Source organism: [Rhizobium] kunmingense (genome assembly GCF_977018605.1).
Window position 1 is genome coordinate 1,605,514 of record NZ_CDRNXG010000001.1, and the last position, 19,546, is coordinate 1,625,059.

General features: G+C 61.2%; 21 protein-coding genes and 1 tRNA gene. 9 read left to right on the forward strand and 13 right to left on the reverse strand.

Annotated features, from left to right (window positions below):
* Window positions 1–68 precede the first annotated feature (68 nt).
* Together AC0JZ4_RS07770 and AC0JZ4_RS07775 are read left to right on the forward strand one after the other, a co-directional pair.
* Window positions 69–311, forward strand: a complete 243-nt coding sequence (locus tag AC0JZ4_RS07770; RefSeq protein ID WP_471885818.1) for a type II toxin-antitoxin system VapB family antitoxin — start codon at window positions 69–71, stop codon at window positions 309–311.
* A complete protein-coding gene (locus AC0JZ4_RS07775; protein ID WP_471885819.1) occupies window positions 311–709 on the forward strand; it encodes a type II toxin-antitoxin system VapC family toxin in 399 nt (132 codons plus the stop codon). Before AC0JZ4_RS07770 ends, AC0JZ4_RS07775 begins: the two co-directional genes overlap by 1 nt.
* A 4-nt stretch (window positions 710–713) precedes the next feature.
* Here AC0JZ4_RS07775 and AC0JZ4_RS07780 read toward each other — a convergent pair whose 3' ends face one another.
* From AC0JZ4_RS07780 to AC0JZ4_RS07810, 7 genes are all read right to left on the reverse strand, one after another.
* The gene (locus tag AC0JZ4_RS07780) at window positions 714–1,589 is read right to left on the reverse strand and encodes a 3-hydroxybutyryl-CoA dehydrogenase (protein WP_471885820.1); all 876 of its coding nucleotides are present in this window, start codon (window positions 1,587–1,589) and stop codon (window positions 714–716) included.
* A gap of 150 nt (window positions 1,590–1,739) precedes the next feature.
* On the reverse strand, window positions 1,740–2,669 hold the full coding sequence (locus AC0JZ4_RS07785; protein ID WP_471885821.1) for an electron transfer flavoprotein subunit alpha/FixB family protein: 930 nt from the start codon (window positions 2,667–2,669) through the stop codon (window positions 1,740–1,742).
* 25 nt (window positions 2,670–2,694) lie between these two features.
* Entirely contained in the window at window positions 2,695–3,441 is a 747-nt protein-coding gene (locus AC0JZ4_RS07790) for an electron transfer flavoprotein subunit beta/FixA family protein (protein WP_471885822.1), read from the reverse strand.
* Between the two features lie 139 nt (window positions 3,442–3,580).
* Window positions 3,581–4,327 (reverse strand): rhomboid family intramembrane serine protease, encoded by a 747-nt coding sequence (locus AC0JZ4_RS07795; RefSeq protein ID WP_471885823.1) that lies wholly within the window; start codon window positions 4,325–4,327, stop codon window positions 3,581–3,583.
* 28 nt (window positions 4,328–4,355) lie between these two features.
* Window positions 4,356–4,928 (reverse strand): cob(I)yrinic acid a,c-diamide adenosyltransferase, encoded by a 573-nt coding sequence (locus AC0JZ4_RS07800; RefSeq protein ID WP_471885824.1) that lies wholly within the window; start codon window positions 4,926–4,928, stop codon window positions 4,356–4,358.
* 6 nt (window positions 4,929–4,934) lie between these two features.
* Window positions 4,935–5,138, reverse strand: a complete 204-nt coding sequence (locus AC0JZ4_RS07805) for a twin transmembrane helix small protein (RefSeq protein ID WP_471885825.1) — start codon at window positions 5,136–5,138, stop codon at window positions 4,935–4,937.
* Between the two features lie 40 nt (window positions 5,139–5,178).
* On the reverse strand, window positions 5,179–6,012 hold the full coding sequence (locus AC0JZ4_RS07810) for an SDR family oxidoreductase (protein ID WP_471885826.1): 834 nt from the start codon (window positions 6,010–6,012) through the stop codon (window positions 5,179–5,181).
* Window positions 6,013–6,091: 79 nt separating this feature from the next.
* Between AC0JZ4_RS07810 and AC0JZ4_RS07815 the strand changes: the two genes are divergently transcribed.
* Window positions 6,092–7,084, forward strand: a complete 993-nt coding sequence (locus AC0JZ4_RS07815) for a YihY/virulence factor BrkB family protein (RefSeq protein ID WP_471885827.1) — start codon at window positions 6,092–6,094, stop codon at window positions 7,082–7,084.
* Here AC0JZ4_RS07815 and gluQRS read toward each other — a convergent pair.
* Window positions 7,013–7,912, reverse strand: coding sequence for a tRNA glutamyl-Q(34) synthetase GluQRS (gene gluQRS / locus AC0JZ4_RS07820; RefSeq protein WP_471885828.1), 900 nt, complete (start codon window positions 7,910–7,912; stop codon window positions 7,013–7,015). The genes AC0JZ4_RS07815 and gluQRS overlap by 72 nt on opposite strands.
* Window positions 7,913–7,947: 35 nt before the next feature.
* On the opposite strand from gluQRS, the gene AC0JZ4_RS07825 reads away from it, so the two are divergent.
* Window positions 7,948–8,589 carry a DNA-3-methyladenine glycosylase family protein gene (locus AC0JZ4_RS07825; RefSeq protein WP_471885829.1) on the forward strand — a complete coding sequence of 214 codons (642 nt, stop codon included), beginning with the start codon at window positions 7,948–7,950 and terminating at the stop codon, window positions 8,587–8,589.
* Window positions 8,590–8,690: 101 nt separating this feature from the next.
* Window positions 8,691–9,248, forward strand: a complete 558-nt coding sequence (locus AC0JZ4_RS07830; protein WP_471885830.1) for an HNH endonuclease — start codon at window positions 8,691–8,693, stop codon at window positions 9,246–9,248.
* A gap of 177 nt (window positions 9,249–9,425) precedes the next feature.
* On the opposite strand, the gene AC0JZ4_RS07835 is transcribed toward AC0JZ4_RS07830, so the two are convergent.
* Window positions 9,426–9,935 (reverse strand): disulfide bond formation protein B, encoded by a 510-nt coding sequence (locus tag AC0JZ4_RS07835; RefSeq protein WP_471887833.1) that lies wholly within the window; start codon window positions 9,933–9,935, stop codon window positions 9,426–9,428.
* Between the two features lie 135 nt (window positions 9,936–10,070).
* Here AC0JZ4_RS07835 and AC0JZ4_RS07840 point away from each other — a divergent pair, with 135 nt between their 5' ends.
* From AC0JZ4_RS07840 to AC0JZ4_RS07850, 3 genes are read left to right on the forward strand one after another with little or no spacing between them, the layout of a single operon-like run.
* Window positions 10,071–11,165 carry a glycosyltransferase family 2 protein gene (locus AC0JZ4_RS07840; protein ID WP_471885831.1) on the forward strand — a complete coding sequence of 365 codons (1,095 nt, stop codon included), beginning with the start codon at window positions 10,071–10,073 and terminating at the stop codon, window positions 11,163–11,165.
* Window positions 11,166–11,170: 5 nt separating this feature from the next.
* Window positions 11,171–12,076, forward strand: coding sequence for a capsular polysaccharide synthesis protein (locus tag AC0JZ4_RS07845; protein WP_471887834.1), 906 nt, complete (start codon window positions 11,171–11,173; stop codon window positions 12,074–12,076).
* 2 nt (window positions 12,077–12,078) lie between these two features.
* On the forward strand, window positions 12,079–12,666 hold the full coding sequence (locus AC0JZ4_RS07850) for a CatB-related O-acetyltransferase (protein WP_471885832.1): 588 nt from the start codon (window positions 12,079–12,081) through the stop codon (window positions 12,664–12,666).
* Between the two features lies 1 nt (window position 12,667).
* Here the strand turns inward: AC0JZ4_RS07850 and AC0JZ4_RS07855 are convergent.
* A tRNA-Leu gene (locus tag AC0JZ4_RS07855) sits at window positions 12,668–12,752 on the reverse strand.
* A gap of 207 nt (window positions 12,753–12,959) precedes the next feature.
* Here AC0JZ4_RS07855 and AC0JZ4_RS07860 point away from each other — a divergent pair.
* Complete coding sequence (locus AC0JZ4_RS07860; RefSeq protein ID WP_471885833.1) at window positions 12,960–13,757, forward strand: polysaccharide biosynthesis GNAT family N-acetyltransferase UppQ; 798 nt, start codon at window positions 12,960–12,962, stop codon at window positions 13,755–13,757.
* 102 nt (window positions 13,758–13,859) lie between these two features.
* On the opposite strand, the gene AC0JZ4_RS07865 is transcribed toward AC0JZ4_RS07860, so the two are convergent.
* The 3 genes from AC0JZ4_RS07865 to secA all read right to left on the reverse strand — a co-directional run bounded on the left by AC0JZ4_RS07865 (window position 13,860) and on the right by secA (window position 19,473).
* Window positions 13,860–15,137, reverse strand: coding sequence for a GNAT family N-acetyltransferase (locus AC0JZ4_RS07865; protein WP_471885834.1), 1,278 nt, complete (start codon window positions 15,135–15,137; stop codon window positions 13,860–13,862).
* Window positions 15,138–15,139: 2 nt separating this feature from the next.
* Window positions 15,140–16,552 carry a lipopolysaccharide biosynthesis protein gene (locus tag AC0JZ4_RS07870; RefSeq protein WP_471887835.1) on the reverse strand — a complete coding sequence of 471 codons (1,413 nt, stop codon included), beginning with the start codon at window positions 16,550–16,552 and terminating at the stop codon, window positions 15,140–15,142.
* A gap of 209 nt (window positions 16,553–16,761) precedes the next feature.
* On the reverse strand, window positions 16,762–19,473 hold the full coding sequence (gene secA / locus AC0JZ4_RS07875; protein ID WP_471885835.1) for a preprotein translocase subunit SecA: 2,712 nt from the start codon (window positions 19,471–19,473) through the stop codon (window positions 16,762–16,764).
* Window positions 19,474–19,546: the final 73 nt, after the last annotated feature.

The following is a 19,546-nucleotide window of genomic DNA, read 5'->3' on the forward strand; positions in this document are numbered from 1 at the left end:
CCTAATTATGTATGGATGACGCCTCGCATCGGTAATGATATTATTCCGCATGATGCTGGAGCAATATCATGACGCTGCAAATCCGTGATGAACGTGCCCGGGAACTCGCCGAAAAGCTCGCTCGCAAACGCAATGTCACCATGACTGCAGCCGTCATTCAGGCGCTGGAAGGCGAGTTGCGTCGTGAAAACGCTGCTGTGCCGCTTTCGACGCGTGCAGCGGACATTGCGCGGGACTTGAAGGCAAAGGCCGGCCCGAATGGACATGCGCTCAGCAAGCAGGACGTCGATGACATGTGGGGGCAGCGCTGATGTTCGTCGACACATCGGTGATCGTTGCGATTCTTGCCGACGAAGCCGATGCTGCCGATTACGCTCAACGTATAGAACAGGCGCCGAATTGCGTGACCTCCGGCCTCGTCATGCTTGAAGCGTCGATGCGCCTTGCGACGATGCTCGACGCTGATCCCGTCTTCGTCGAAGAGCGTGTCCGCCTGCTGCTCGACGAGGCCGAAATTTCCGTTATGCCGATCGATGGGGCGATTGCCACCATCGCCGTCGAAGCCTTCGCCTTATATGGCAAGGGGCGCGGTCATCCGGCGCAGCTCAATCTGGCTGATTGCATGTCCTACGCCTGCGCCAAGTCGGCTGGCGTACCTCTGCTGTTCAAGGGCAATGATTTCTCGCAGACCGATATAGCGGCTGGCTGAGCGCTTACCGCGTCGGAACCGGCACCTCACCGCGATAATCATAGAAGCCTCGGCCGGACTTGCGGCCGAGCCAGCCGGCCTCGACATATTTCACCAGAAGCGGGCAGGGGCGGTATTTGCTGTCCGCCAGGCCGTCATACAGGACCTGCATGATCGACAGGCAGGTGTCGAGGCCGATGAAGTCGGCGAGCTGCAGCGGGCCCATCGGGTGGTTCGCGCCGAGCTTCATCGCCGTGTCGATCGCCTCGACCGAGCCGACGCCTTCATACAGCGTGTAGATCGCCTCGTTGATCATCGGCAGCAGGATGCGGTTGACGATGAAAGCCGGAAAATCTTCCGACACAGTGACCGTCTTGTCGAGGGTGGCGACATATTCCTTGGCGGCGCGGAAGGTCGGCTCGGCGGTGGCTATGCCGCGCACCAGTTCGACCAGCTTCATCACCGGTACCGGGTTCATGAAGTGGATCCCCATGAAGCGCTCGGGGCGGTCTGTCGCCGAAGCTAGGCGGGTGATCGACAGCGAGGACGTGTTGGTGGCGAGCAGCGCTTCAGGTTTGAGAACTGGACAGACCTGCGCATAGATCTTGCGCTTGACGCTCTCGTCCTCGGTTGCCGCCTCGATGACAAGGTCCATCGGGGCGAGATCGTTGAGATCGGCGGAGCCGGAAATCTTGGCCAAGGCCGCCGTGCGGTCCTCGTCGGAGAGTTTGCCGGCGGTCACCTGGCGCGCCAGCGTGCCGTTGATCGTCGCAAGAGCGGCCTGCACCCGGTCGGGTGCCACGTCGTAGATCTGCACCGTGTAGCCGGCGAGGGATGAAACATGAGCGATGCCGCAGCCCATCTGACCCGCGCCGATGATGCCGATATTTTTCATCTCCATGCCGCTCACTCCACTCCCTGAAAGGCACGTCCTTCGAAAACGTGCTTATTATTTGAAAATGCCGGCCCGCTTGGCAGCGGCCCGGCACAATTTTTATTCATCTGGCCATCGTTTTGCCAGCTTTTTTCGCAGCTGCGAAATCAACGCCCGTTACAGCGCCTTTTCGAGCTTCGGCAGGATGTCGAAGAGATCGCCGACGAGGCCGTAATCGGCCACCTGGAAGATCGGTGCTTCCTCGTCCTTGTTGATCGCGACGATGACCTTCGAATCCTTCATGCCGGCCAGATGCTGGATCGCACCGGAAATGCCCACCGCGATGTAGAGGTCGGGGGCAACGACCTTACCGGTCTGGCCGACCTGCCAGTCGTTGGGGGCATAACCGGCATCGACGGCTGCGCGTGATGCGCCGACGGCGGCGCCCAGCTTGTCGGCGACCGGAAGGATGACCTCCTGGAATTTCTCGGACGAGCCGAGTGCACGGCCGCCGGAAATGATCACCTTGGCCGAGGTCAGTTCCGGACGCTCGGAAGATGCCAGCGCGTCGGAAACGAAGCTCGACACGCCCGGATTGCCGGCCGCGGCAGCGGCTTCGACCGGGGCCGAGCCACCTTCGCCGGCTGCGGCAAAGGATGCCGTACGCACGGTGATCACCTTCTTGGCGTCGGTCGACTGCACGGTCTGGATGGCGTTGCCGGCATAGATCGGGCGCTTGAACGTGTCGGCCGAAACGACTTCCACGATTTCAGACACCTGGGCGACGTCGAGCAGGGCTGCGACGCGCGGAAGCACGTTCTTGGCCGAGGTCGTCGCCGGGCCGATGATGACGTCGTAGGACGCGCTGAGCGAAACGATCAGGTCGGCCAGCGGTTCGGCGAGATTGTTGGCGAGGCTCGCATCGTCTGCGACCAGAACCTTGGCGACGCCGGAAAGCTTTGCGGCAGCATCGGCAGCAGCCTTGGCGCCTGCGCCGGCGACCAGAACGTGCACGTCGCCACCGATCTTCGAGGCGGCCGTCAGGGCTTTGGCGGTCTGGTCAGAGAGGCCGGAATTGTCGTTTTCTGCGAGAAGAAGAATGGTCATGATTGTTGTCTCCTGTCCTGCCTGCTCAGATCACGCCGGCGGTCTTGAGGCTCGATACCAGCTCCTCAACCGAACCGACCTTGATGCCCGCCTTGCGGCCACCCGGCTCCTCGGTCTTCAGAACCTTGAGGCGCGGCGCGGTGTCGACGCCGAAATCGGCCGGCGTCTTCTTGTCGAGGGGCTTCTTCTTCGCCTTCATGATGTTCGGCAGCGAGGCGTAGCGTGGCTCGTTCAGACGCAGGTCCGTGGTCACGACGGCCGGAAGCTTGACCTCGATCGTCTGCAGGCCGCCGTCGACTTCGCGGGTGACGGTCGCCTTGTCGCCGGCAAGCTCGATCTTTGAGGCGAAGGTCGCCTGCGCGGAGCCGAGAAGCGCCGCCAGCATCTGGCCGGTCTGGTTGCTGTCGTCATCGATCGCCTGCTTGCCGACGATGATCAGGCCCGGCTGTTCGGCATCGACGACGCCCTTCAGGATCTTGGCGACGGCGAGCGGCTCGACCATATCGTCGGTCTCGACGAGGATGGCGCGGTCGGCGCCCATGGCAAGCGCCGTGCGCAGCGTTTCCTCGGCCTTTGCCGGGCCGATCGAGACGACCACCACTTCTTCCGCCTTGCCTGCTTCCTTCAGCCGCAGAGCCTCTTCGACGGAGATTTCGTCGAACGGGTTCATCGACATCTTCACATTGGCAAGCTCGACGCCCGTGCCATCCGGCTTGACGCGGATCTTCACGTTGTAATCGACAACTCGCTTAACAGGCACCAGGATCTTCATGGGGTCCTTCCTTGACGTTTATCGACGGAAAATTGCGACATTTGCCGTCTTCTCAATGGTCAGTGTGCGACATGGATACGCATTTTTCACCCGATTACAACGGCGATTGCGCCTTGCTGCTTGCGCATTTCTCATATCCCTATTCGGGCCTTGAGCGGACCTGCGGAACACTGGTCCGGTGAAAGACGGCGCGCGGGGTGACGATCTGCCGGTCGAACAGCGGAACACCCGGCCGGCGCATGACGAGAACCAGAAGAGCGCCGGTGACGATGCCGCCGACATGGGCTGCCCAGGAGACCGCGCCGTCGAGGTCCAACGCCAGCATGGCAAATTGCTGGGCAATCCACAGCGCCAGTGGAATGAAGGCCGGAAGCGGTAGCGGAATGCGGAACAGCACCAGCGCCCAGACCCGCACTTTCGGGTGCAGCAGCAAATAGGCGGCAACGATGCCGGAGACGGCGCCGGACGCGCCGATCAGCGGTCCTTCCGATGTCTGCCCGACCAGCCCATGAAGCGCCGCGCCGGCGGCCGCGCAGAGCAGGTAGAAGACGAGAAAGCGGAAGTGCCCGAGCGCATCCTCGACATTGTCGCCGAAGACCCAGAGGAACAGCATGTTCGGGGCCAGATGCCAGAAATCGATATGCAGGAAGGCGTAGGTCAGGAAGGTCAGGTCTTCCGGCACGATCACCAGCGACGGATCGAGCACCGCATGGTCGAAGATCAGCGCCGGAATGAAGCCGAGCCCGAACGAGGCCCGCTCTGCCTCTTCCACCGGGGCCAGCGTGGTGAACAGCCATGCCGCAACATTCAGCGCGATCAGGCCGATCGTGACATACTGGACGCGAATGAATTTCAGTTCGTTCGTGTCATGCAGCGGGACGAACATGCGCCGGTCTCTCCCTTTGTCTCGCGTCTCACCGGTGCTTGCCCGGCACCCACAGAATATCCGCCTGCCCGCGATCATTGGCAAAGCGTGCGGCGACGAAGAGAAAGTCGGAAAGCCGGTTGATGTATTTCAGCGACGCCGCGCCGAGCGTCTCCTGCCGCGACAGTTCCACCATCAGCCGTTCCGCCCGTCGGGCAATGGTGCGCGCCATGTGCAGATGCGCGGCCGCCGGTGTGCCGCCGGGCAGGACGAAGGATTTGAGCGGATCAAGCTCGCCGTTCAGCGCATCGATCTCCCGTTCCAGCCGGTCCGCCTGCGCCTCGATGATGCGCAGCGGTTCGTAATCCAGCGTCTCGCCGGTGTCGGGCGTGGCCAGATCCGAACCGAGATCGAAGAGATCGTTCTGGATGCGCATCAGCATGACATCAAGTTCGTCGACGCCTGCCGTGTGCAGTCGGGCAAGTCCGACCGCCGAATTCGTCTCGTCGACCGTGCCATAGGCCTCGACCCTCAAGTCGAATTTTTCGCGACGCGGGCCCGACACGAGGCCGGTCGTGCCGTTGTCGCCGGTGCGGGTGTAGATCCTGTTGAGTTTTACCATTTTTCCTCAGCTGGGGCGTCCGCCGCCGGTAATCCACAATGTCAGCATGATCAGCGCGATCGCCACGGCCTGAAGCACGAGGCGCAGCTGCATCAGCTTGTTGGACCGGTTGGCGTCCTTGCCCTTCATCATGGTGAACAGGCCACGGATGAGGACGAGCACGACGAGGCCCATCACGATCACCGTGAGAATGGTGGTGAATGTGGACATCAGGCTCCTCCCATGGCGTCCCGGTCGATATTGCGCATTGCTAATCGATCCTGCGCATCAAACTGTAGAAGAGCGAAGCCGGAAGCAACCTCTTCAGCAATGCACCCTGCTTCGCCGGTCTGGTTACCAGATAATGCGGGTTTGGACGAGGCGCGTTCAAGGCGTGATCGAGCACCTGATAGACAGCATCCGGCCCGAGCTTGTGACGGTTGACCGGCCCGCTGCCGTCGAGCCGCGCCAGCTGGCGCCGGTAATCTTCCGCATGGGCTGAGGTTTCGAGGTCGATATTCTCGCTGATCTTGATGAGCGCATTGGCGGTGAAGCGGCTCTCGATCGGGCCGGGCTCGATCAGGCTCACCTTTACCCCTGAGCCTTCCAGCTCCATCCGCAGGGTCAGCGTCAGGCCTTCGAGCGCATATTTCGAGGCGGTATAGGCACCGCGGTAGCGATAGGGGATGATGCCGAGGATCGACGAGCAGTTGACGATGCGACCGTGACCCTGCCGACGCATCACCGGAATGATCTGCCGCGTCAGCTCGTGCCAGCCGAACAGATTGGCCTCGAACTGCTGGCGCAGCACGTCGGTCGACAGATCCTCCACCGCGCCGGGCTGACCGTAGGCGCCGTTGTTGAACAGCGCATCGATCCGCCCGCCGGTGCGCGCCATTACCGTCTTCACCAGCGCGTCGATCGTCTTCTGCTTCGTGTAATCGAGGATCAGCGCTTCGATGCCATCGGCCTCCAACGCGGTGAGGCCCTCCGGCCGACGCACTGTGGCAAATACCCGCCATCCGTCTTTCCTCAATGCCCTTGCGCAAAAGGCGCCGATGCCCGAGGAACAGCCGGTGACGATGATCGTTCTTGTCTCAGTCATTCGAAACAGTTCCCGGCCCAACCTTTTCAACTGGTGCCGTTCCTCCCATATTCCAGCGCAAGTCACAACGGAGTCTCCCTTGAGCCAAGAAATCCGCCGGCCGCGATGGCACCGATTGGCCTTCAAGGTGTTGTGGGATGCCTATTGGCATTTCTCGGAGGATGACGGCTGGGCGATGGCAAGCCATGTGGCGCTGTCCGGCCTTCTGGCACTGTTCCCGTTCCTGATCTTCGGCACCGCCCTTGCCGGCTTTCTCGGCGCCGGCGGATTTGCCGAGACCGCCATCCACCTGATGTTCGATGCCTGGCCGGCCGACATCGCCAATCCGATCGCATCGGAAATCCAGCGGGTGATCGACATGCCGCGCGGCGGGCTGCTGACGATCTCGGTGCTTGCTGCCGCCTATTTCGCCTCCAACGGGGTCGAGGCGCTCAGGATCTCGCTCAACCGCGCCTACCGGGTCACCGAAACGCGACCGTGGTATGTGACGCGGCTTGCCAGTCTCGGCTACGTCATCGTCGCGGTGGTCATCTTCGCCGTCATCAGCATCGTGCTTCTCGCCGTGCCGGTTGCGCAGCGCTTTGCCGAAACCCGCTTTCCCTGGCTGATGAGCGATCTCAATGCGCTCGCCAACTGGGGTCTGATCGGCACCGGTCTCATCCTGATGATCGGGCTTCTCTTTTCGCACAAATGGCTGCCGGCCGGCGACCGGCGGATCATCGACGTTCTGCCGGGCGTGGTGCTGACGGTTGCCATCTGGACGCTGTTCGGCTTCGGCTTTGCCGCCTATCTGTCGACATTCGCCAATTATGCCGCGACCTATGCGGGGCTGGCCTCGATCATGATCGTGCTGGTCTTTCTCTATATGGTCGGCGTCATCTTCATGCTCGGCGCCGAGCTCAATGCCGCGATCCTCAAGTACCGGGTCTATTCGGTCGTCAAGCAGGTGAAGCGCGAGCGCCGGTCGCGCCGGGCCGAACTCTCGGATCAGCCCGTGCACTCAGAGGCCGACGAGGCGGCGAATGTCGTCACGCCCGAGACCCTCGTCGCGAAGAGCCGCAATTCCGGTTGAGCCTTCGCTCTTCGACAGCTTTCGCCCATCCGCGCCGGTGATCAGCCGGTGATGGCGATAGGCCGGTTGCGGCAGGCCGAGCAGGTGCTGCAAAAGCCTGTGCACCGACGTCGCAGCATAAAGATCCTCTCCCCGCACGACATGGGTGACGCCCTGCAGCGCATCGTCGACGACGACGGAGAGATGATAGCTCGACGGCGCATCCGAGCGCGACAGGATGACATCGCCCCATGCGGCCGGATCTGCCGCAATCGACCGCTCGCCGCTGTCGCCTGCCGTCTCCCGCCAGGAGAGCGGCTTTCCGGCAAGCGTCATCGCCTTTGCCATGTCGAGCCGCCAGGCATGCCGGGTTCCCGCCGCCATCAGCCGCTGCCGCTCGGCCTCGCTCCGCCTTCGGTCGTCGTCGGGATAAAGCGGCGAGCCGTCCGGGTCGCGCCGCCATGCAGCACCGGTCGCCTCGAATTCCGCAACCCTTGCCTTCACCTCTCCACGGGTCAGGAAGGCCGGATAGAGCAGCCCCATCGCGTCCAGCCGATCGAGCGCCTGCCGGTAGAAATCGAAATGCTCCGATTGCCGGCGCACCGGCTCCTCCCATGCGATCCCCAGCCAGTCCAGGTCGCGATAGATCGCCGTCTCGAATTCGGCGGTGCAACGCGTCAGGTCGATGTCCTCGATGCGCAGCAGAAGACGCCCGTCCATCTGCCGCGCCAAATCCCGGTTGAGCAGGGCCGAAAGCGCATGACCGAGATGCAGAAGCCCGTTCGGGCTTGGCGCGAAGCGAAAGACGGGTCTATCTGGCGGGGGTGAGGACATGCCGTCTTCTGCCATCTTTCCGGCCTGCGGGCCAATGAGGAATCGCGACTTTGACGATCATCCGTGACGAAACCGATATCGCCGAGGGGCTTGCCCGGCTTCTCGCCATCGATCCGCGCCTCGCATCCATCGCCAGGGCAGCAGGGCCGGTGCCGCTGCGGCTCTCGTCTCCCGGCTTCTCGGGCCTCGCATCGATCATCGTCTCGCAGATGGTGTCACGCGCCAGCGCCGATGCGATCTGGCGGCGCATCGAGGCGGCGGGGCCGGTCACGGCACAGCATTATGCCGCACTCGATCCCGCGCTCGTCGCCACATTCGGCCTGTCGCGCGCCAAGGCAAAGACGCTGTCCTCGCTCGCCGCCTCCGTCATCGACGGCGCGATCGATCTCGATGCGATCTGCGCCATGGACGGCGAGGCGGCGTTCCGCCTTCTGGTGGCGCTTCCCGGCATCGGGCCGTGGACGGCCGAGGTCTATCTGATGTTCTGCGCCGGTCATCCCGATATATTTCCCTGTGGTGACGTGGCGCTGCAGGCGGCCGTCGCCCACGCGCTCCAACTCAAGGCGCGTCCGGACGCCAGGGAATTGAAGATGATCGCACAGGCATGGGCGCCGCACCGCTCGATCGCAGCCCGGCTTTTCTGGGCGCATTACGCGGCGATCAACCGCCGGGAGGCGGCTCCGATCGTCTAGATTCGGCTCAACTACGCCGTTGCATTTATTGGGCTTCACAATCCTGTAACAACGGTCCTAATATACAGGGAGATAGATGCCGAATCGGGTAGGAGCGTCATTTGACGATTGCAGTCTCCCCGCAGGCCTTGCCGGCGCTCGTCCTGAACGCTGACTACCGGCCGCTGAGTTACTATCCCTTGTCGTTGTGGTCCTGGCAGGACGCGATCAAGGCGGTCTTCCTTGACCGCGTGAACATCATCGCCGAATACGACCATTCGGTCTGTTCACCCAGTTTCTCGATGAAGCTGCCAAGCGTCGTCAGCCTGAAAACCTATGTCCAGCCGACCCGCAACCCCGCCTTTACCCGCTTCAACGTGTTCCTGCGCGACAAGTTCGAATGCCAGTATTGCGGCGCCGACGACGAGCTGACCTTCGACCATGTCATCCCGCGCGCCCATGGCGGCGAGACGACCTGGGAAAATGTCGTGGCCGCCTGCTCCCCATGCAATCTGAGAAAGGGCAGCAAGCTGCCCAAGCAGGCCGGCATGCATCCGCACCAGAAGCCATACGCGCCGACGGTGGTCGACCTGCACAACAATGGCCGGCTGTTCCCGCCGAACTATCTGCACGAAAGCTGGATGGACTATCTCTACTGGGATACCGAACTGCAGCCGTGAGTGCCAAGGCCTGTCTCTCGAAACTGCTCGCCGGTTTCGAGCATAAGACAAGCCCTAATCAAGGCGCCAGGGCAGAGGCTAAAGCGTGCGGCGCCAATCCGACCAATCTGAAAGATCGCGGCACGCTTTCCGTCGTCCGCAGAGGATAGCCCGAAAGGGGATCTCCCGAAGGCCGCGTCAAGCGGCCTTTTTCGCGCCGACGAAGGCGACGGCGGCCAGTGCCAGGCTGGCAAGCACGTTCCAGCCGGCAAAGGAAAGGCCGAGAACGCGCAGCGAGGCCTCGGTGCAGGAGGGGCCGTGCACGGCGTTGAGGTCGGCCAGCAGATTGCCGGCATTGGTCGGGGCCGCCGATGCGCCGCTGCAGGCGGAAGGGCCGGGCCAGAAACCCCATTCGACGCCCGAATGAAACACGCCCATGCCGGCGCCGACCAGCATCATGATGCCGATCAGGATCATCAGCGAGCGGGTGACGGAAGCCGGCAGGCCGAAGGCCGACGAGCCGATCGCCAGAATGCCGACGGGAATGCCGTAATAGTAGGGGTCACGCTGCAGAAGGCAGAGTGCGCAGGGAATGTAGCCGCCGATATGCTCGAAGCCAAGCGCCCCGCCAACGGTGGCGGCCATGCCGAAGGTGACGAGCGCGGCATAGCCGAGCCCCTTGCGGGTCTGAGTGGTGGAACCTGCCAGCGCCATGCGCTTCTCCTTGGATTTCGGCATAGATTGCGGCGCCAGATCTAGAGCAGAAGGCCCCACGCTGTAAACAGATGCCGGCCGGACACGAAGTCCCATGTGGCACAATGTCGTGAATGGCAGGATCCTCCGATGGATGGCCGTGATTGTCAGCTCGAGTTGGGTTTGGTACGGGAGGCGACGTTTTTAAAATTCTCAGATGGCAGGTGTTTTTTGGACTATCCATTCAAAACTGGGCGGCCCGAAATCAGGCGCGGGTTGCGGCAAAAGCTGCGTACCGCCTATGAAACCTGGCGTATTACCCGGCGTGAACGCCGCAACCGTGTAAGCGTGCCGTTGAAGCCGTACGGATCCATCGCGCCGCTGTCTCGTGACGATTTGCCTCTCGTGTTCGTTACGCACAACGACATGATGATGTTGCCATATTTCTTCCGTCATTATCGCGCGCTCGGTATCACACGTTTTATCTGTGTTGATGATGCGTCTACGGATGGGGCGAGAGAGTACCTTTCCAAACAGCCGGATGTAGATCTTTGGACCTCTTCTATCCGCTACGGAGAGGCGCGACGCGGGAGGCATTGGCGAGAGGCTCTATTCGCGCATTATGGATACGACCGCTGGTATTTGAATGTCGATTCAGACGAGTTTCTCATTTACGATGACTATCGAACGAGCTCTCTGCCTGATCTTGTCGCCCGTCTCGAAGAGGCCGGTATCAAGCGCATTGCTGCGCCGATGATCGATATGTATCCCGGGATCGGGAGCCGCGAACCTGACCAAGAGAAGGGGGTGCCGTGGGATTTCTCGAACTGTTTTGACGTCACCGGATACGAAGCCAAGCTGGATAAGCGTGCGATCAGTCTGAAGGGCGGTCCGCGAAGGCGCTGTTTTGGTGAAAACAATGAGCTGATGAAATATCCCCTTTTGTATTGGGATCGATCCTGCTTCTTCGGCGCCAGCGCACATCAGCCTTTGCCTTATGAGCGAAATTTCGTTTCAACATTCGGCGTGTTGTTGCACATAAAATTTTTCGTCAATTACCGCTCTAAGATCACGGAGGCGGCGACTGAGAAGCAGCATTACAACGGTGCCGAGCACTATCAGGCAATGATGGCGGAGCTTAATCGTTCAGGCCAACTAAGGCTCGACAGTGAGCAGTCGGTCCAATTTTGCGACGCTCCGCAAATGGTGAGTTTGGGCCTCATGACCAAGATCAGCTCAGAGTGACAAAAATGCGCTTAATCATACCGCTTTTCGATGCATTTCTTATCTGGAAGAAGATCGCGCATTCTATACGTCGAACGCTAGTTGGAAAGCGAAGGCTACACGTCCAAAACTATAACTGGGCAGTTGATGCCCTTCCTAAACGCCTCCCTAAAACTATTTGGATGTACTGGGATAAGTCATTGGATAAGGCGCCGCTAGCCGTACAGGCTGCGGTGGCAAGTTGGATTCGGCATAACCAAGGCTGGGAAGTGCGAATTCTTTCGGACGAAACCGTGGAGCAATTCGTGAAGCTTCCGACAGCGGGGGGAGTACGGAAGATCCAGTGGAAGGCCGATATGATTCGCGTCAACTTGTTGCGCGACCATGGTGGCGTTTGGGTTGATGCCACCAGCTTCTGTCAGATGCCTTTAGACAACTGGTTGCCATCACTTATGCAAAGTGGCTTTTTTGCCTTTCCTGACACATACCCTGGCCGTCTCATGCAAAACTGGTTTCTGGCAGCACAGCCGGGCAATTATTTGATGGCATGTTGGGCCGATCACATGGAACGCTATTATGTAAAGAGAGGAAAGCTACTTCATTATTTTTGGGTGATGCACATGTTCGAATATGTCGTGCGAACAGATCGAGAGGCGGCCCGCATCTGGGATTTTACTCCAAAAATCTCTGTAAAGGGGCCGATCTTGTTAAAAAGATTGATGACGCAAATGGATTTGGCAGAGCCTATACCTCAAACAACCGACCTATCCGCAATCCCTGTACTGAAGATCAGTTCTGAGAGTGATTCTAGAAGCCTGGAGTGGCAAGACGCGGTAGCTGCAAACCGAGACATCGATCTTGCAGTGATGGCTCGTGAAATCATGGTGGGCGGGGGTCTATGCGAGGCTACGTCATCTGTTGATCGAGCGTGAAAATGGCGCCTTTTCGCCGTCTCAGGACACTTCTTGGTTTACGCAAGAGCGAACCTAATGATCGCTGGCCTTGGCGAGGAATTTCAATCGGTAGACATACTTACGGTGTGAAGCCTGAAACATTATTCGGATATGATGACAAACACTTCAGCCTGACAGTCGGATCTTTCTGCTCGATTGCCAATGAAGTCTTATTCCTTGGTAAGGCTGAGCATCCCCTACACACCGTATCAACCTTTCCCTTAGCTACTTTCGGCCGTGGCATGGAGCGGCTTGAATCGCGGGGACCAATTGTAATCGGCCATGATGTATGGATTGGCCGTCGAGCGATGATCATGTCAGGGGTGACTATAGGCAATGGTGCAGTAGTCGGAGCAGGAGCAGTCGTCACGCGTGACGTGCCTCCTTATGCTATCGTAGGGGGTGTGCCTGCGAAGCTTATACGTTTTCGCTTTGATTCGAATACAGTTGATCTGCTTCAGCAAACGATGTGGTGGGATTGGTCGGACGAGGAAATCACGGCGCGTTTGCATCTTCTTGAGTTGCCTGCAGAAGAATTCATCCTCAAGCTGGCTTCTTTAAGAAGCTAAATGGTGCCCCGTGCCGGAATCGAACCAGCACTCCTCTCGGAACCTGATTTTGAGTCAGGCGCGTCTACCAATTCCGCCAACGGGGCACGGTAGTCTTGGCTGCGCCTGTATCACGGGGGCCTCCCATCAGGCAAGATACAAGTGAATCAAAACGCTAAGCCCGATCCATTCAGTATGTATATTCGAAAATCATCATGTATTAACTGCATATTAGAAATCACTGAAACACTTCTCCCGATCTGGTGTTAAATGGGTCAACTCTGAATGGCAGAGTGCTTTGGGAGAAGAGTATCATGATGAAATCGTTAACCTTTGCGGTAATGTCCAGTTGCATCATTGTGGCTGGCTCTGTCGCTCCGAGCTTTGCTCAGGGACTTTCGGGTGGTGGTAATCGCGGCGGCGGCCTCAGCATCGGCCGCACCAGCAGCGGCGGCCTCGGTGTCGGCGTCGGCGGCCTCGGCGTCAGCGTTGGCCGTGATGCCCGCGGCGGCCTGGGTGTCGGCGCATCGCTCGGCGGCGCAAGCGGCGTGAATGCCAGCGCCGGCCTCGGCGGCAGCAGCGCGGCACGCGCCAATGCCTCGGTCGGCGGCGCAAGCGGCGTCAACGCACGCGCCAATGTCGGCACCTCCTCGCGCGGTCTCGATGCCGGCGTCACGGCCTCGGTCGGCGGCAGCCGCGGCGTCAATGCCGGCCTCGGCGCCAATACCTCGAACGGCGTCAATGCCCGTACAACGGCGACCGTCGGCGGTTCCGGCGGTCTGCGCACCGGCGTCGGCGTCGGCCTTGGCGGCACCCGTGGTCTCGGCGTGGATGTCGATATCAGTCTCGGCGATCCGGGTACGACGCCCGGCCCGAACCCAGGTCCCAATCCGGGGCCGAACCCGGGTCCCAATCCCGGCCCCAATCCGCGTCCGGGCCCCAATCCCGGTCCTAACCGCGGCCTGACCGGTGCCCAGATGAATGCCTATAACAGCATGTCGCCGGCCGAAAAGCGCAAGGTCCTCGTCATGTGCCGGCAGATCGGCGGCGGCGGTTACGATCCGTCGCTGGTGGCGCTGTGCAAGATGCTGCGGATGAGCGCATCCCGCTAACGGCATCCTCCCCGAAGACAGAAGGCTCGCAGCGATGCGGGCCTTTTGTTCGTTTGCAGTGTTTCCGGCGCAGGCGAGGGGAGGTGGCGAGATGCGCAGGCGTCAGACGTCGCGGCCGGCAAAGCGCATGATCTTGTCGCGCAGCATGCGCGCCATGTTGCGGGTGTTGCGATAGAGGTGCAGCTGCGTCGCCACCTGCCGCACGTCCCTGTCGCCGTTCTGCCTCAGGCCGATGACGAGGCTGCCCATTTCCTCGCGTTCCTCCCACAGCCGGCTCATGATCGGATGGTCGGGCACGGCGCAGCTGTCGGTCAGCAGGATATTGGCGTCGTCGAGATGCCAGTCGGTCAGCTTCATGATCAGAAGCTTGCCGGGAGAATATTGTCCAAAGCTCTCGTCATAGGCGGTCTTCCAGGTGAAGGCCTCGCCGGCCATCAGGAAGACGACGATCGAGGCGATGGCGCGGCCGTCGAGGTCGATCGTATGGATGCGCACCGCGTCGATTTCTGCCAGATTGGTGATCGCCTCGCGGGCAAAGGCCGAGCGGTACCGGTCGCTGATCAGCGCCGAGCGTTTGCGGCCCTTCCAGCCCTTGGCCTCAAGGGCGAGGAATTCCTCCATCCTGAGGCCGATCTCCTCGGGCTGACGGGCGACATTGTAGGTCAGGGTGCCCAGCTTCTCGAGCTTGCGCCACTGGCGGCGCATCTCGCGCAGATGATGGGAGGAAACGGCGTTCTTCAGGTAGGTCTCGCCATCATTCAAGCTCTGCAGCATAGGGCGGCGGAACGTATCGGTGATGGCGACCGGCAGGTCACGGCCCATGGCGACGGCTCTTGCCAGCTGGGCAAAGCGGCCGGTGACGCGCACGTCCGGCATGACCAGAACCGAGGGAAGCTTGGTCTGCGGCGCGGCCAGAACCTCGAACAGGTTGTCGAGCGTCTCGGCCGCATCCTCGGCGTCGACAAGCGGCGTGCCGAGCGGGCCGAACGGGTTGGCCCAGGTGCGGATGATCGGCGCGCCGACGGAAAAGCCGGGCTTCTCGACGGTAAACGGCATCAGCAGTCGAAGCCGGCTGCGCGCCTCGTTGTCGTCGCGGATCAGCGCGAAGCGCACCTGCTTGTCCTCTACCCGCGTCATCGCCGGGGCCAGCAGGCGGGCGGAAAAGAAGATGTTCGGTTCCATCGCCCGGTTGGAGAGGAAATCCAGCTCTTCCTGCAGCTCGTAGCCAAGCATTGCCGGATAGAGCGACAGCTCGCGTCCGGTTCTCCCGACAGCCAGGCGAATGTCGGCCTCAGGCCGGTCCTGCCGCCTTTCCTCTTCGGATGCGGCGTCCCTCAGCCCGGATCTGTCCCGGTCGTTGCCGATGGGCGGGTCTTGCATCGTCAACTCCTTTCCGAGGTGGGGGGCATCGTATCGAGGGGTTGTGGGGAGCCTGACTTGGGGCGGGCGAAAACAAATAATGTGATAGCGAGCGTACGGCGAACGGCAAGATGCAGAAGCAGGGATTCAACCATTATGGCGCCCGCCGCAGCCACGGCTGCGCCGGTCAGGCCGAAATTCGGTATTAACACCATATAAAGGATGATCGCCGTTAGCAATGTGATGGCATAGACCCCGACGCAAAGTTTTTGCCGGCCGGCCATGCTCAGCAGAACCTCGGCCGGGCCGATCGATGCCTTGGTCAGGATGCCGGCAAACAGGATCGCCATCAGCGGCCAGCCGTCGGTAAAGGCCGGGCCGAAAAGCGACAGAAGCAGCTCGCCCGCCGCAAGCGCACAAAGGCCGACGCCGAGCGACGGCCAGAAGGTCCAGCGGGTCGCCTGGCCGGCAAATTTCGCCAGAGCCTGCATGTCGCCCTGCGCCATGATTTCGGCAAAGCGCGGTGCAGCGGCCGCCTTGATCGAGAAATAGACGAACTGCACCAGAACGATCGTCTTCGATGCGGCGAAGTAGATGCCCACCTGATCAGGCGGCAGGTAGAGGCCGACGACGACGACATCGGCATTGGTCAGAAGAAAGCTGATCCCGTCGACGAGAAAGAGCGGCAGCGAATACATCAGCCACGCACCGAGATGATAGCGACGCGGCGTGCTGCCATTGCTGCCCCACAGGCGCACCGTCAGCTGGGTCAGGTGGGCAAGCGTCGTCAGCGTCGTGGCCGCAAGGGCGGCAAACAGAGCGGTCCTCGCATCGCGCGGTTCGTCCATCAGAACGGCCATCGCCATGAAGGCCAGGATCAGCAGCGGGCGGATGATATAGGTCGGGGCAAGCGCCGAAACCGTCCAGCCACGGGTCCGCGCCATGCCGTCCAGAATGTCGCCGAGCGCCATCATCGGGATGATGAACAGCGCAATCGCCACCGGCACGATGTAATAGGGCGCCAGCGTTTCTCCGAAGAGCAGCAGGAAGGCAAATCCCAGGCCGCCGACCGCGATCGCTGCCAGAAGTGCGATAAGGCAGGAGGCGAGGTTCAGGCCGCGGATCGCGCCCTGTTCGCCCGCCGCCGCATGCTGGTGGTAGAAGCGGATGATCGTCGTGTGGAAGCCCAGGCAGGAGAGATTGCCGGTCAGGACGACGATCACCCAGACGAAGGCATAGAGCCCGTATTCGAACTCGCCCATGATGCGGGCCAGCACGATCTGCGAGAGAAAGGCGATCGCGGCGCTGGCAATGCGGATGGCGAAGGCCGTCAGCGCCTGACGCTGCGCCCGCGCCGTTTCATCGCGGGCGGTGAGGGCCGCCAAAAGCTTCGTGACAAGCGGGAGAAGCCGGGCGCGCAGTCCCGGCGGAAGCAACCCTGCCACTCTTTCCAAGGCCGCCATCAGGGGCACGCGAACCCCTTTCAGGCTTCTGAAAACACCACGGAAACCCTGCCACATCACGGTTAAGAAACGGTTGGTGCGCGGCTTCGCCTACCGGCTGCGGACCTGCCTTGCCGGCAAACGAAAACGCCGCCCTTGCGAGGCGGCGTGATCTTCATGTCATCAGTCTGTCGAGCCGGCCTTTAAGCCTGTTCGAAAGCGCCGTGGCAATGCTTGTACTTCTTGCCCGAACCGCAGGGGCAGTTCTCGTTGCGGCCGACCTTGCCCCAGGTGGACGGGTCTTCCGGACGGCGGTCCTGCGGCGCTGCGATGAAGTCCTGGCCGCTCTGGCCGGTCATCTGGTCCTCGCCCGTCAGCGGGTCGAGGTGATGTTCCTCAAAGGTTGCCGGCGGTTCCGGTGCCTGCGGGTTCTGCACCAGTTCGACGCGCATGATCTGGGCGGTGACGGCTTCGCGCAGGTTGGCGAGCAGCGCCTGGAACAGTTCGAAGGCTTCCGCCTTGTATTCCTGCAGCGGGTCGCGCTGGGCGTAGCCACGGAAACCGACGACCGAGCGCAGGTGGTCAAGGTTGACGATATGCTCGCGCCACAGGTGATCGAGCGTCTGCAGCACGACCGAGCGCTCGACGTAGTTCATCACCTCGTCGCCGAAGCGGGCGCGGCGATCGGCAGCGGCCTCGTCGGCCGCCTTGGTGATGCGCTCGTGGATGTCGTCTTCGCCGATGCCCTCTTCCGCCACCCATTCGTCGGTCGGCAGGTCGAGGTTCAGAAGGCGCTGGACGTCCTCGCGCAGGCCCTTGCCGTTCCACTGTTCGGCATAGGCGCGTTCAGGGATATGCTTGGCGACGATGACCTCGATCACTTCGTTGCGCATGTCCTCGATGGTCTCGGAAACGTCTTGCGAATCCATCATGTCGATACGCTGTTCGAAGATCACCTTGCGCTGGTCGTTGGTGACGTCGTCGTATTTCAGGAGGTTTTTACGAATGTCGAAGTTGCGCGCCTCGACCTTCTTCTGGGCGCGCTCCAGCGCCTTGTTGATCCACGGATGGACAATCGCTTCGCCTTCCTTGAGGCCCAGCTTCTGCAGCATGCCGTCCATGCGGTCGGAGCCGAAGATGCGCATCAAATCATCTTGAAGCGACAGGTAGAATTTCGAGCGGCCTGGGTCGCCCTGACGACCGGAACGGCCGCGCAGCTGGTTGTCGATACGGCGGCTTTCGTGGCGCTCGGTGGCGATGACGTAGAGGCCGCCGGCTTCCAGCGCCTTGACCTTCAGCTGCTTGACCTCGGCGCGGATCGCCGCTTCCTTGGCATTGCGTTCGGCCTCGTCCTCGATGCCCTCAAGCTCGCGTTCCAGACGCATGTCGATATTGCCGCCTAGCTGAATGTCGGTGCCGCGGCCGGCCATGTTGGTGGCGATCGTGACGGCGCCCGGCACGCCGGCCTGGGAAACGATATAGGCTTCCTGCTCGTGATAGCGGGCGTTCAGCACGTGGAACTTCTCGAAGCCCGACTGGCGCAGCATGGTCGCCAGAAGTTCGGACTTCTCGATCGAGGTGGTGCCGACGAGAACCGGCTGGTTGCGTTCGCTGGCCGCCTTGATCTCGACGATGATCGCCTTGAACTTCTCCTCGAAGGTCCGGTAGACCTCGTCGTCCTCGTCGATACGGGCGATCGGCAGGTTGGTCGGAACCTCGACCACTTCGAGCTTGTAGATGTTGCCGAATTCTTCCGCTTCGGTCGAGGCCGTGCCGGTCATGCCGGCCAGCTTGTCGTACATGCGGAAATAGTTCTGGAAGGTGATCGAGGAGAGCGTCTGGTTCTCCGGCTGGATCGTCACCTTTTCCTTGGCTTCCAGCGCCTGATGCTGGCCTTCCGAGAAGCGGCGGCCCGGCATCATGCGGCCGGTGAATTCATCGATGATGACGATCTCGTCGTTGCGGACGATGTAGTCCTTGTCGCGGGTGAACAGCTTGTGGGCCTTCAGCGCGTTGTTGATGTGGTGGACGATCGCGACATTCTCGACGTCGTAGAGCGATTCACCCTTCAGCAGGCCGGCCTGGCGCAGCAGGTTTTCCAGCTTCTCGGTGCCGTCTTCGGAGAAATTGGCCGAACGCTGCTTCTCGTCGATCTCGTAATCTTCCGGCGACAGAAGCGGGATGAAGGTGTCGATCGTCGTGTAGAGGTCGGACCGGTCGTCCAGCGGGCCGGAGATGATCAGCGGCGTGCGCGCTTCGTCAACTAGGATCGAGTCCACTTCGTCGACGATCGCAAAGTTGTGACCGCGCTGAACCATCTGGCCGCGCTCGTATTTCATGTTGTCGCGAAGATAGTCGAAGCCGAGTTCGTTGTTCGTCGCGTAGGTGATGTCGCAGGCGTAAGCCGCGCGGCGCTCTTCGTCGGAAAGGCCATGCATGATGACGCCGGTCGACAGGCCGAGGAATTCGTAAAGACGGCTCATGATGCCGGCATCGCGGCTGGCAAGGTAGTCGTTGACGGTAACGACGTGGACGCCCTTGCCCGAAAGCGCATTGAGGTAGACCGGCAGGGTGCCGACAAGCGTCTTGCCTTCACCGGTCTTCATCTCGGCAATCGCGCCGTCGTTGAGGATCATGCCGCCGGTCAGCTGCACGTCGAAGGGACGCATGCCGAGAACCCGGCGCGAGGCTTCACGCGCCACCGCAAAAGCGGGGATCATGATGTCGTCGAGCGTCTTTCCGTCGGCCAGCATCTGCCGGAATTCGACGGTCTTGTTCGCGAGCTGCGCGTCGGTCAGCGCCTTGGTCGCTTCCTCGATGGCGTTGATCTTTTCGAGTTTCGGCTTGTAGCCACGAACGCGGCGCTCGTTGGCCGAGCCGAACAGTTTGCGGGCGATGCCGCCGAAGCTGACCATGCAAATGGTCCTTTCTGATCTCAGTCCCATGGGGAGCAAGCCCGGATGACGGTCGTTTCCGGTGCCGGCAAAT